Below are 12,641 nucleotides of genomic sequence, written 5' to 3'. Positions count from 1 at the left end.
CGCTTGTTAAGTTTCAAAATTAAGTAATCTCTCTCTTAAAAGTGTTCTTTTTTTCTCAATGGCTTGAGATTTATAATCCGCTTCAACTTCTAAATCAAAAATTTCTTTAAATAATTGAAGCTTAGCATCTGCGTTTCGATCGTCACTTATTTCTTTGGCTTGCTTGATTGGGTCTTTCAACATTTGATTAATAATACTTTTCGTATGTTTAGAAACAACTTTACGATCACGTTCAGACATATTAGGTAACTTACGGTCTATGCTATCCATCGTCTCTTGTTGAATTAACATTGCTTTTTCTCGTAAAGCACGAATAACAGGAACAACGCCTAACATTCTCACCCATTCATTATGTTTTTCAATTTCAGACGGTATACGCGCTAAGATTTGGTCTGCTGCTTTACGACGTTCACGTAAATTTGCATCAACGAGACCTTTTAAATCATCAACATCGTAAATAAACAACTCTGTATCATTTGCTTCAAATGGTTCGATATCTCTCGGAACTGCAATATCAATGAGTACTTTTTGAGCTGTTTTCGCCACAGCCTGACACATTTCTAACATGTCTTGCGTAATAATAAATTGTTCAGAACTTGTAGAACTGATTACGATATCTGATTTCACGAGAAAATCACCTAACGCATCCCATTCAGCATAATGAACCCCGTATTGATCCGCTAATGATTTTGCGCGTGATAATGTACGATTAATTATCGTAACCTCACTTACACCAGCACCTTTTAAATTGAGCAATGACAATTCTGCCATTTCACCAGCGCCAATCACTAACGCATGCTTTTTATTAAGTTTACCGAACATCTTTTTCGCAAGTTCCACAGCACCGTAAGATACACTAATTGTGTTGTCAGCGATATCTGTTTCATGGTGTGCCTTTTTACTAAAAGTAATCGCTTGCTTAAACAACTCATTAAATATAGTGCCCGTAGTTCCTGCTTTTTGAGCTGTAAAGAAAGCATCTCTCATTTGACCAAGTATCTGAGTTTCTCCTAGGACAATTGAATCTAACCCAGAAGCAACTTTAAATAGATGTTCAATAGCATCATTTTCTGTTTTAACTTCAGAAATGGCTTTTATCTCATCTACCTCAAAATTAAATTGTCTCGCCAAAAATCGTTGAATGTAATAACGGCCCGTATGAATTTGATCGACTACAGCATAGACTTCAGTACGGTTACAAGTTGATAAGATCACGTTCTCTAATATAGACTTTGTTTCAAACAGTGATTCGTGGACGCTAAGCATATTTTCTTCTTTAAATGCTAGCTTCTCACGACATGTAACATCAGCTGTTCGATGATTTACACTTACTGCTATTAAATACATGTTTATGCCCCCATATAATCTACAATAACTACATTATAACACAGATTAGATTCATTCTAATTAAAAAAAGAAACTTTAATTTGATGATTTAAAGATTTATTGAAGCACGAATGACTTAGGGTTAGAAAAGAAAGATAAAATGGCTTCGTTATAAAACCTCATCTTATGCTGTCCTTACGTATATTGACATGCTTTAATAAAATAACATATGTACTTCGAAGTCGTCTTTATGCTTCTAAAAATTCTTGGATTGTAGACCAAATCAAATCTTGCTTCTTTTTCTCAATTGAAGAATAACTAATAATTTGATCCCCTTTTTCCAACTTTAGTTTTTCTTTAATGATTTTAATATGCTTTTGGACTTTCCCTTTTGGAATTTTATCTTCTTTTGTCGCAATGATTAATGTTGGGATGTCATAGTACTTTAAAAAATCATACATGAGCACATCATCTTCAGTCGGCGGATGACGAAGGTCAACAAGTTGTATCACTAGTTTTAACTGTTCTCGTGTTGTGATATAAGTTTCAATCATTTTACCAAATGCTTCACGCTGTTTTTTACTTACTTTGGCATACCCATAACCTGGCACATCAACAAAAATTAATTGTTCATCAATATTGAAAAAGTTGAGTGTTTGTGTTTTACCTGGCTGTTGTGAAGTTCTAGCCATATTTTTGCGTCCAATCATGCTATTGATAAATGTCGATTTACCAACGTTAGAGCGCCCGCTTAGTGCCACTTCGGGCAAACCGAGATCGGGATATTGTTCTGGCTTTACTGCACTTATTAATAAATCGACATGGTTTGGATTAATTTTCACTTTAATTTCACCTCTTTTATTTTTATTATAAAAAAAGCTGAGACATAATCCATTTGATTATGAGACTCAGCTTTGCAACAATAAACAAAAACATGCGCAAACTTAAAAAAGAAATAAATTTCGGAACAACCTTTTATCCCATTATTCTTTTAAATTTACCCTTGGCTTATGCAGAAGTTTTTGTCACGTTAACGAGATTACCTTCAGAATCATAGAGTTCTGGCTCAGTTTCATTAACAATTGTTTCTTTAGTAATAACAACTTTCACGACATCTTCAGTCGAAGGAATATCGTACATGATATCTATCAATGCTTCTTCAATAATAGAGCGTAGACCACGTGCACCTGTTTTACGTTCTATTGCTTTTTCACTTATTGCTGCTAATGCTTCGTCAGTAAACTCTAAAGAGACACCATCTAATTCAAGCATTTTTGTATACTGCTTAACAAGTGCATTTTTAGGTTGCGTTAAAATATTTTTAAGCGCTTCGACATCTAATGTTTCAAGGTTTGCAACAATAGGTACACGACCAATAAACTCAGGAATTAAGCCATACGTTTGTAAATCTTCTGGTCGAATTTGTTCGAGTAAACTCGCTTCATCATAATTTGAAACTTCGTTACTTGCGAAACCGATAACTTTTTCACCTAGGCGGCGTTTAATGACTTCGTTAATACCATCAAATGCACCACCTAAAATAAAGAGAATATTTGTTGTGTCAATTTGAATAAACTCTTGGTTCGGATGCTTACGTCCACCTTGTGGCGGTACACTTGCAGTTGTACCTTCTAAGATTTTGAGCAATGCCTGTTGGACACCTTCGCCAGAAACGTCACGTGTAATAGACGTATTCTCAGATTTACGTGCGATTTTATCAATTTCATCGACATAGATAATACCTTTTTCGGCTTTATCAATATCGAAATCAGCTGCTTGTATTAAACGTAACAGAATATTTTCAACATCTTCACCTACGTATCCAGCTTCTGTCAAACTTGTGGCATCAGCAATAGCAAACGGTACATTTAATGTACGTGCCAATGTTTGTGCCAATAATGTTTTACCACTACCTGTAGGCCCAATTAAAGCGACATTACTTTTTTGTAATTCTACGTCGTCATCTTTAGGTCCTAACTGTTGAACACGTTTATAATGATTATAAACTGCGACTGCTAAAGATTTTTTAGCTTTTTCTTGGCCGATGACATAATTATTCAATTGCTCCATGATTTCTTTTGGTGTGGGTAGTTCTGTTAATTCTTCTGTTTCTTGTTGACTTAATTCTTCTTCAACGATTTCAGAGCAGAGTTCGATACATTCATTACAAATATAGACACCGCTCCCTGCAACTAACTTTTTAACTTGATCCTGATCTTTACCACAGAAAGAACATTTTAAGTTTTCTTCATCTTCATTGAATTTAAACATACTTTATTACACCCCTGTTCTTTAACGACTATACTAGAATGCATTCTATTACGCAAATATAGTTTCTTTCAAGTTATTTGCATTACGTTGCATCATTGGACTAGTCATTAACTTCTTAGCCTTAACTGTAATGTATTTTGTAAATAGCAAGAAACCATTAACAAGTGATGCTTACTACTTTATTATATACAATTCCCTTAGTTCTTTCATATCAATTGAAATTCTAATCGCTGATTCTATATTAACTATGCATCTCATCGAATTTGAAATAGCCAATAAACGAAAATGAGAGTGGGATTATAGAAAACTTTGAGTTCAAGAATTCAATATCCCACCCCCTCAAGGGTCAATTTATTACAGTTGCGCTAGTCAACATTGAGTGAATGTTCGATCTAACCATCGTATCACTCAACATCCTTTAATTAAGCTTCTTCGCTCGCTTCGTTATCTTCATTTTTTGCTTCAACTAATTTCGCTTCATCAACTAATAAATCAATTACTTTTTTCACACGTACATCATTTTTAACGATGTCAGTATTACCTAAAGTGTTTTTGATATCTTCTACTGAAATGTTGAATTGTTCACTCATATTTTGTAACTCTTTATCAACATCTTCTTCAGAAACTTCGATATTTTCAGCTTCAGCGATTGCTGCTAAAGTTAAGTTAGTTTTTACACGTTGTTCTGCGTCGTCTTTCATTTGACCACGTAAGTCTTCTTCAGATTGACCAGAAATTTGGAAATAAGTTTCTAGGTTAAGACCTTGTTGTTGTAAACGTTGCGCAAATTCTTGAACCATACGATCTTCTTCTGTTTTAATCATTGCTTCAGGAATATCAACTGTAGCATTGTCAGTTGCTAATGTAATTGCTTCTTCCTTTTGTAAGTTTTCAGCATCAGTTTGTTTTTGTTCAGTTAATTGCTTACGTAAGTTTTCTTTGTATTGTTCAACGTTATCAGCTTCAGAATCAAGTTCATTTGCTAATTCATCGTCTAACTCAGGAACTTCTTTTGTTTTGATTTCATTAATTTTTGTTTTAAATGTAGCTGGTTTACCCGCTAATTCTTCTGCGTGATATTCTTCAGGGAATGTCACTTCAACTTCTTTTTCTTCTCCAACTTTCAAACCAACAAGTTGTTCTTCGAAACCTGGGATAAACATACCTGAACCGATTTCTAAGTCGTAGCCATCAGCTTGGCCACCTTCGAATTGTTCACCATCTACATAACCATCAAAGTCTAAGTTAACTGTATCGCCTTCTTCAACTTGACCGTCTTCTTTAATAACCATATCAGCCATAGCTTCTAAGCGTTGTTCAATAGTTTGTTCAAGCTCTTCGTCAGTTAATTCAGTTGCTTGTTTTGTGATTTCTAATCCTTTGTAATCACCTAATTGTACTTCAGGTTCTACTGTTACAGTAGCATCAAAAGTAAATGGTTTACCTTTTTCAATTTGTGTTACTTCAATTTCAGGTTGATCAACTGGATTGATATCTGCTTCTACTACAGCCTCACTGTAAGCTTTTGGTAATAAGATATCTACTGCATCTTGATAAAGTGCTTCTACACCAAAACGTTGTTCGAAAATTTGGCGTGGTACTTTACCTTTACGGAAACCAGGTACATTGATTTGCTTAACTACTTTTTTGAACGCTTGATCTAACGCTTTATCTACTTCTTCTGCAGGTACAGTTACTTGTAGTAACCCTTGATTACCTTCTTTTTTTTCCCAAGTTGCTGTCATGTATAAAAACCTCCATGATTTTTCATTTTTAAAATTTTTCAACTTCTTTATTATAGCATAGGTTGTCAGTGTTTGAAATAATGATACCTATGTATTTAATGATTTTATCAAGTTAAATATTCCAGTTATCGCGCCTTCTGTTTCATATTCGAAACCCATTAGCGCTTTAAAATAGTTCATATAGCCCTCAACCCAAGTATCTAAGGATGCCTTTTCCAAAATATCAAACGGATATAACGCGATATTATGCGTATGAAGGTGAACATAGGCCTCATGAACAAAGGATGGCATTTCTGATTCTAAACGATGTATAATGCGTGGTAAAAGTTCGGTTTTGAATGTCGTTTGTTCAATGCCACTGAGTTCACTTGGCTTTATTTCTAAATTGCAAAATGGCTTTTCCACTTGGACGCATTGATTGTAACGAGCAAAACGTAAATATTCAAGCATTAAACTTTGTATATTCATTTGCAAGATTTCATTTTGCAAGAGATAGGCAATCGTTGACCGAAATTGATATGCGCTATCATCGATTAAACTTAAAAGTAGCTGTGTTTGTTCACTTTGATCCAAATAAGTAAAATTTTGTAAACGGTGTGCCATATAATCTTGTCGTTCGTCTAATTTGGATTGTGCTTGATCTTTGATCGGTAGCAAAATTAGTCTTGTCTCATGTTCGCGTACTTCATCAATCACTTGTGTAATCATCTCGACCACTGAATGATAATGTCCTAATGCAAATAAACTTTTAATGTAATAAACCATCAACGTGTCATAAGGCTGAAAACCTTGCACCATTAAAATGTTAGATTCTTCTTTTAGCTCTAAGTAAGACCCTAGATGCCAAAGCACTTCACACTTCATTAAAGCAAGCTCTGGCGTCAACTCAAAATGGCGTTCATATGCATTAAAGGCATCATAGGCACGTTCGTATTGTGCTTGCTTCATTGCCTCATTGATATCCTTCATAAGTTTGTTCTTCATTTTTGGAAAAGGAATAATGTCAGACATTGCATTCACCTATTTCATTTTTTCTAAAATCAGTGCACTCCACGATTCAAATATAGATAAATCTTGAATGTTCTCTAGTGATTGCCATTCTATTTTTAAAGTGTCTGTTTCTTGCACTTCTACTTCTTCTTGCTTTACATTCACTTTAAAAACAACACCTAAATGTACACGGCCAACTTCATTATTATCATCATTAATAAAACCGATAAAGTTAAGCGCCTTACTATCATCAACGGTTAAACCAACTTCTTCTTCAAGCTCACGGCTCGCATTGATTTTAATGACTTCCTCGATATTCTGAGCATTAGGAACATCGTTCATATGTCCACCAACACCAATTGAAGCACTCCCATGTAAACGTGCTTCTCCGCCGCCTTCTAATCTTTCATAAACTAAAATTTCACCGTTTTCATTTTCTAATAAACAATAACTAATTAATTGCTTGAATGAAGGATCTTCTTCCATATCACCGCGTCTTTTTACTTCATAATCGGCTAGCGTTTGATAAATAGACTGACCTTTGTTATCCATACGAGGTAGAAAACCGTTAAAGGCATTTTCTTCATTATTAAATAGTCGCATACGTGGCACAACAGTAATTTGCTCATCAAATTTTGACATGGTTAACTCCTTTATGTTTTTTATATATCGTAACAAAATTTATAAAAAATGGTAAAGCCTTAAATAAAAAGACTCTCTTCAAAGTGGTTACTTAAGCAGTATCTACTTTGAAGAGAGTTTGCGATTTAGACGCTAACGCTTCTAAATATAATTATTTTAAAGCTGCTTTAGCTTGGTTGACTAATTCAGCAAATGCTTTTTCGTCAGAAATTGCGATTTCTGATAACATTTTACGGTTAATATCGATACCCGCTTGTTTTAAACCGTTCATTAAACGAGAGTAACTCATATCATGTTGACGTGCAGCAGCATTGATACGTGTAATCCATAATTTACGGAAATCACGTTTTCTTTGACGACGGTCACGGAATGCATATTGACCTGATTTCATAACTTGTTGTTTTGCAACTTTATATAATGTGCTTTTCGCACCGAAGTAACCTTTAGCTAATTTGATTGTCTTTTTACGACGCGCTCTTGTTACCGTTCCACCTTTAACACGTGGCATAATAAATTCCTCCTTTTGTCTCTAGGGTATGCTCTGTCATACCTCATCTCAATCTTTTATTCTTTATTAAATATTATTTTACGTATGTTAATAATTGTTTAACGCGTTTTGCATCACTTTTTGAAACTAAAGAAGCTTTACGCAATTTACGTTTTTGCTTTGTAGATTTGTTTGCGAATAAGTGAGACGTATAAGCTCTAGAACGTTTAAGTTGACCAGATCCTGTTCTTTTTACACGTTTCGCAGCTCCGCGGTGGGTTTTCATTTTAGGCATGATGTTTTCCTCCTATAATCACTTTTTATTTTTCATTAATTGGGGCTAACATAAGGAACATTTGGCGACCTTCCATTTTAGGCTTTTGCTCTATTGTAGCAAGGTCTTTACACGCTTCAGCATATTTTTCCAAAACGCGTTGGCCAATTTCTTTATGTGTAATTGCACGCCCTCTGAAACGAATTGAAACTTTAACTTTATCACCTTTAGTTAAAAATTTACGTCCGTTTTTAAGCTTCGTATTGAAATCATGATCTTCAATAGTCGGGCTAAGACGTATTTCTTTAACATTGATAACTTTTTGTTTCTTTTTCATTTCTTTTTCTTTTTTTTGTTGCTCAAATTTGTATTTACCGTAATCCATAATACGAGCAACAGGTGGCTTAGCGTTTGGAGCGACAATTACGACATCTAAACCAAGTCGGTCTGCCATCTCCAATGCTTCATTTTTAGATTTTACACCAATTTGGTCACCATTTTGACCGATGACACGTAATTCTTTTGCGCGAATCTTTTCATTAACTTGCGTTTGATCCTTAGCTATGGTTGACACCTCCAAAAAATTTACGAATGGTCCAAGCACGAAAAAAAGCGAGGGTGCGTTACCCCCGCTCTTCACGTTAACATGAACATACTTCACATGTTTAATCGTTAACCTGCCAACAGCTTTTTGCGTCGCCACAGGTGAGAAGCGGGAAGCTTCTACTTGGTCCGTTTCGTATTCAACAAATACAATCATACCAACGTATTAAACTTTAGTCAATGCTTTTTTGGAAGTTTTTTTCAATTGTTTCAACATTTTTATCTAAGTTAACTTCTTTTACTGGAATCAGTTTCGTTTTATATTTCAGTTTATGATAAAAGAAAAAGATTAAAAATACTGGAATACCCATATACGTAATTAAGAAACGATTGAGATCAAAGCCGCCACCTTGGATTAAATCAACGTCCTGTCCAATAATGACAATGGTGCAAAGCACACCAGCAAGAATTGGGCCAAATGGGTATAACTTCGCTTTATATTTTAATTGATCAATATCATAGTTTTGTGCGTGAAAAGCTTTTCTAAACCGATAATGACTGATTGCAATACCGACCCATGCAATAAAACCTGTTAAACCACTGGCAGCAACGATATATTCATAAGCGTTACCGCTAAGATGTTGAACTGTAAAGATTAAAATAACGATAGCAGCAGTAGAAAGCATAGAAATTATTGGCGTCCCATTCTTGTTCGTTTTACTAAACACTTTTGAAGCTAAACCATCTTTCCCCATTGAATAGAGCATACGCGTACTTGCATACATACCGGAATTTCCTGCAGATAATACTGATGTTAAAATGACAGCATTCATAAATGAAGCAGCGAAGGCTAAACCAGCATTTTTGAACACAAGCGTAAACGGTGAAGTTGCAATATCATCTCCACCACCCATAAGTGCTGGAGAGTTATAAGGGATTAACATACCGATAATGAAAATGGCAAAAATGTAAAATAATAATATTCTCCAAAAAACTTGTTTAACCGCTTTTGGTACTGCACGTTCTGGATTTTCAGATTCACCTGCTGTAATCCCAATTAATTCTGTCCCTTGGAAAGAGAAACCTGCAATTAAAAATACACCAAAAATAGCGAGCAAGCTTCCGCCTACACCATTACCTAATAATGGCGCATCACCTTGAGTAAATGTGTCAAACCCAACGGCTTTACCGCCCATAATACCAAAGATAGTCAGTACACCTACGATAATGAAAACAATGACAGTTGCGACTTTAATAAATGCAAACCAATACTCACTTTCGCCATAAACTCGCACAGACAAAGCATTAAGTCCAAATATAATGACCATAAAAATGCAGCTCCATGTCCACGCAGGTAAAAATTGTAAAGGCGCCCAGTACTGAATGACTTGTGCAGCAATAGTGACATCAGCAGCAACAGTGATAACCCAGTTGAACCAATAGTTCCATCCTAAAGCAAAGCCTAAAGAAGGATCAACAAATCGTGTTGCATAGGTACTAAATGATCCTGAAACTGGTAAATACGTCGCCATTTCTCCAAGTGAAGTCATCAAGAAAAACACCATAATCCCAATAATGGAATAACCGAGCAAAGCCCCTAAAGGACCTGCATCATGAATGGCGCCACCAGATGTCATAAACAAACCCGTCCCAATCGCTCCACCTATAGCAATCATAGAAATATGTCGATCTTTCAAATGACGCTGAACTGTATTTTGATTTTCAATTTTTTCGTTACTCATTTTCCTAATCCTTTCCCAATTGCTTAGAGGTTTAGACAAATCTTATGTCGCTAGATGAATTACGCAAATTAAAACGACCTTAATAGAAACGAAAACAGAGATTGCATCAAAAACTGGACGCAACCTCTGTTAATTTTATATTAATAGGTAGCGCATCACTGTTGTGACAGTCTAGTTCCTTTCGAATACTAGCCCAACAAGAAGTGTTGATGACCACTTCTCATTTCGGCGACTTTCCCTTTCATCTTATGGTGTCAGTATCATCAATACAAACCAAGGATTACTCTTTAAAATCGCGCCTCTAACTCAATCAAATAATATTTATATTTAGATTATACTATACATCAGTCTTCATGTAGTAGCAATAATTATCTCTGTTTTTTTAATCGAATTTCGTCAATCAATTCCCACACAAATGTATCTTTTTCAACTGTTTTTTGATCTTTAGATCCATATTGACGAACATTAACTTCATTGTTTTCGATTTCCTTATCTCCAACTACTAATTGATAAGGAATTTTTTTCATTTGCGCCTCTCTTATTTTATAGCCCATTTTCTCATTACGATCGTCGATATGCACACGCACACCTTGAGATTTTAACTCATCATGAACTTGACGGGCGTAATCATAATGTAAATCGTTATTAACAGGAATAATCTCAACTTGTTGTGGTGCTAACCAAGTCGGGAATGCTCCTTTTGTTTCTTCAGTTAAAAAGGCAACAAAACGTTCCATTGTTGAAACGACACCACGATGAATAACTACAGGTTGATGCTGTTCTCCATCTTGCCCAATGTAAGTTAATTCAAATCGTTTTGGCAATAAGAAGTCAAGTTGTGCTGTTGATAATGTTTCCTCTTTACCCATTGCTGTTTTAACTTGAACATCAAGTTTTGGACCATAAAATGCCGCTTCACCTAACGCTTCTTCATATGGCAATCCTAGTTCATCGACAGCTTCTTTCAACATTTTTTCCGCTCTGTTCCACATATCGTCATCATCGAAATATTTTTCTTTGTCTTCTGGATCACGATAACTCAAACGGAATTTATAATCCTCAAAGCCAAAATCTTCATAAACATCTAAAATCATTTTTACAACACGTTTGAATTCATCTTTAATTTGATCAGGTCTTACAAAGATATGTGCGTCGTTTAAAGTCATGCCTCGAACACGTTGGAGTCCTGACACGGCACCACTTGCTTCATAACGATGCATTGTACCTAACTCAGCGATACGAATAGGCAATTCACGATACGAGTGCGGTTTGTTAGCGTAAATCATCATATGATGAGGACAGTTCATAGGTCTTAATACCATCGCTTCGTCTGCATCAAGTTGCATTGTTGGGAACATATCTTCTTGATAATGATCCCAATGGCCTGAAGTTTTATAAAGATCAACATTCGCCATCACAGGTGTGTAAACGTGGTCATACCCAAGACTTACTTCTTTATCAACAATATAACGTTCGATTTCACGACGAATTGTTGCGCCATTCGGTAACCATAGCGGTAAACCTGCACCTACAAGCGGACTATTAGTAAACAATTCCATTTCTTTACCAATACGTCTGTGATCACGTTCTTTTCGTTCTTCTAGCATTTTCAAGTGTGCTTTCAAGTCTTTTTTATCAAAAAATGCTGTACCGTAAATACGTTGTAACATTTTATTATTACTATCACCACGCCAATAAGCGCCAGCAGTTGATAAAAGTTTGAAAGCTTTAATTTTTGATGTTGAAGGAACATGGACACCTCGACAAAGGTCAGTGAACTCACCTTGACTGTAAAGTGTTACGGACTCATCTTCTGGAATGGCTTCTATTAATTCCAATTTGTACGGGTCGTTCGCAAAAAATGCTTTAGCTTCATCTCGTGAAACAACACGGCGTTCGATTTTTTGATTTTCATTAATGATTTGATTCATTGTTTTTTCAATTTTTTCAAAGTCATCACTCGAAACTTTTTCTTCCATATCAAAGTCATAATAAAAGCCTTCATTGATTACAGGACCAACACCAAATTTAACGTCGCCGTATAAACGTTTTAAAGCTTGTGCCATCAAATGCGCTGTAGAATGTCTCAGCACTTCCAAAGCTTCCTCACTACCTGGTGTAATGATTTCAAGTGTTCCATCCTCTTCTAATGGACGAGTCAAATCCACCATCTGTTGATTATATTTACCAGCAACCGCTTTTTTTCTTAACCCTGGGCTAATGGATTGTGCAATCTCTTCTGTAGTTGTACCATGTTCGAAAGCTTTCTCACTTCCATCTGGAAAACGTACTTTAATTTCTGACATAATGTTCCTCCTATCATTGATTGTCGTTAAAGTTTTGAAAATAAAAAAGACCCCATCCCAACAAAGGGACGAGGTCTTCGTGTTACCACCCTAATTTGCCATACATATCTCTGCAATGACATCTCTACATAAGATAACGGTCTTGATCCGGGTATTCATTACAAATACCAATCTATAGAGGGAGTAACACAAAGGGTTATGCACTACATTCTCATCGCCAGTAGCTCTCTGTACCATAACTTCCGTTCGTATCGAATCCTCAAACTTTAAAATCAATATTTATTTATCCTTATTATAACGCTAAAATTTATTTTT

Annotated in this window: 11 protein-coding genes, 1 riboswitch and 1 other annotated feature; all 11 genes read right to left on the bottom strand. The window is 35.4% G+C overall.

Annotation, left to right across the window (positions count from 1 at the left end; all coding sequences use genetic code 11):
• Positions 1-6 precede the first annotated feature (6 nt).
• Positions 7-1,347 carry a glutamyl-tRNA reductase gene (hemA, locus tag KM149_RS05630; protein WP_241415564.1) on the bottom strand — a complete coding sequence of 447 codons (1,341 nt, stop codon included), beginning with the start codon at positions 1,345-1,347 and terminating at the stop codon, positions 7-9.
• Positions 1,348-1,574: 227 nt separating this feature from the next.
• Positions 1,575-2,168 carry a ribosome biogenesis GTP-binding protein YihA/YsxC gene (gene yihA, locus KM149_RS05625; protein WP_165545567.1) on the bottom strand — a complete coding sequence of 198 codons (594 nt, stop codon included), beginning with the start codon at positions 2,166-2,168 and terminating at the stop codon, positions 1,575-1,577.
• Positions 2,169-2,334: 166 nt separating this feature from the next.
• Complete coding sequence (gene clpX, locus KM149_RS05620; protein ID WP_050345531.1) at positions 2,335-3,597, bottom strand: ATP-dependent Clp protease ATP-binding subunit ClpX; 1,263 nt, start codon at positions 3,595-3,597, stop codon at positions 2,335-2,337.
• A 422-nt stretch (positions 3,598-4,019) separates the two neighbouring features.
• The gene (tig, locus tag KM149_RS05615; protein ID WP_050330711.1) at positions 4,020-5,342 is read right to left on the bottom strand and encodes a trigger factor; all 1,323 of its coding nucleotides are present in this window, start codon (positions 5,340-5,342) and stop codon (positions 4,020-4,022) included.
• An 87-nt stretch (positions 5,343-5,429) separates the two neighbouring features.
• Positions 5,430-6,353, bottom strand: coding sequence for a hypothetical protein (locus KM149_RS05610; RefSeq protein WP_165545569.1), 924 nt, complete (start codon positions 6,351-6,353; stop codon positions 5,430-5,432).
• 9 nt (positions 6,354-6,362) lie between these two features.
• Complete coding sequence (locus KM149_RS05605) at positions 6,363-6,974, bottom strand: NUDIX domain-containing protein (RefSeq protein WP_165545570.1); 612 nt, start codon at positions 6,972-6,974, stop codon at positions 6,363-6,365.
• Positions 6,975-7,125: 151 nt separating this feature from the next.
• Entirely contained in the window at positions 7,126-7,482 is a 357-nt protein-coding gene (gene rplT, locus KM149_RS05600) for a 50S ribosomal protein L20 (RefSeq protein WP_016425302.1), read from the bottom strand.
• A 73-nt stretch (positions 7,483-7,555) separates the two neighbouring features.
• Positions 7,556-7,756, bottom strand: a complete 201-nt coding sequence (gene rpmI, locus KM149_RS05595; RefSeq protein ID WP_016425303.1) for a 50S ribosomal protein L35 — start codon at positions 7,754-7,756, stop codon at positions 7,556-7,558.
• Between the two features lie 25 nt (positions 7,757-7,781).
• On the bottom strand, positions 7,782-8,309 hold the full coding sequence (infC, locus tag KM149_RS05590) for a translation initiation factor IF-3 (RefSeq protein WP_081635164.1): 528 nt from the start codon (positions 8,307-8,309) through the stop codon (positions 7,782-7,784).
• 24 nt (positions 8,310-8,333) lie between these two features.
• Positions 8,334-8,470 (bottom strand) — a sequence feature (ribosomal protein L20 leader region).
• 41 nt (positions 8,471-8,511) lie between these two features.
• Entirely contained in the window at positions 8,512-10,020 is a 1,509-nt protein-coding gene (locus KM149_RS05585) for an amino acid permease (protein WP_165545571.1), read from the bottom strand.
• A 140-nt stretch (positions 10,021-10,160) separates the two neighbouring features.
• Positions 10,161-10,332: riboswitch (Lysine riboswitch) on the bottom strand.
• A gap of 56 nt (positions 10,333-10,388) precedes the next feature.
• Positions 10,389-12,326: a threonine--tRNA ligase gene (gene thrS / locus KM149_RS05580; RefSeq protein ID WP_050330707.1), complete on the bottom strand. Its 1,938-nt coding sequence runs from the start codon at positions 12,324-12,326 to the stop codon at positions 10,389-10,391.
• Positions 12,327-12,641: the final 315 nt, after the last annotated feature.

Source organism: Staphylococcus coagulans (genome assembly GCF_022557135.1).
Classification (GTDB): domain Bacteria; phylum Bacillota; class Bacilli; order Staphylococcales; family Staphylococcaceae; genus Staphylococcus; species Staphylococcus coagulans.
Note: the sequence above shows the minus strand (reverse complement) of the source record. Positions and strands in the feature narration are given on the sequence as shown.

Bases quoted from the DNA above. Each gene is read 5' to 3' on its own strand.
- hemA (WP_241415564.1), bottom strand. From the start codon at position 1,347: ATGTATTTAATAGCAGTAAGTGTAAATCATCGAACAGCTGATGTTACA.
- clpX (WP_050345531.1), bottom strand. From the start codon at position 3,597: ATGTTTAAATTCAATGAAGATGAAGAAAACTTAAAATGTTCTTTCTGT.
- tig (WP_050330711.1), bottom strand. From the start codon at position 5,342: ATGACAGCAACTTGGGAAAAAAAAGAAGGTAATCAAGGGTTACTACAA.
- KM149_RS05610 (WP_165545569.1), bottom strand. From the start codon at position 6,353: ATGTCTGACATTATTCCTTTTCCAAAAATGAAGAACAAACTTATGAAG.
- KM149_RS05605 (WP_165545570.1), bottom strand. From the start codon at position 6,974: ATGTCAAAATTTGATGAGCAAATTACTGTTGTGCCACGTATGCGACTA.
- rplT (WP_016425302.1), bottom strand. From the start codon at position 7,482: ATGCCACGTGTTAAAGGTGGAACGGTAACAAGAGCGCGTCGTAAAAAG.
- rpmI (WP_016425303.1), bottom strand. From the start codon at position 7,756: ATGCCTAAAATGAAAACCCACCGCGGAGCTGCGAAACGTGTAAAAAGA.
- KM149_RS05585 (WP_165545571.1), bottom strand. From the start codon at position 10,020: ATGAGTAACGAAAAAATTGAAAATCAAAATACAGTTCAGCGTCATTTG.
- thrS (WP_050330707.1), bottom strand. From the start codon at position 12,326: ATGTCAGAAATTAAAGTACGTTTTCCAGATGGAAGTGAGAAAGCTTTC.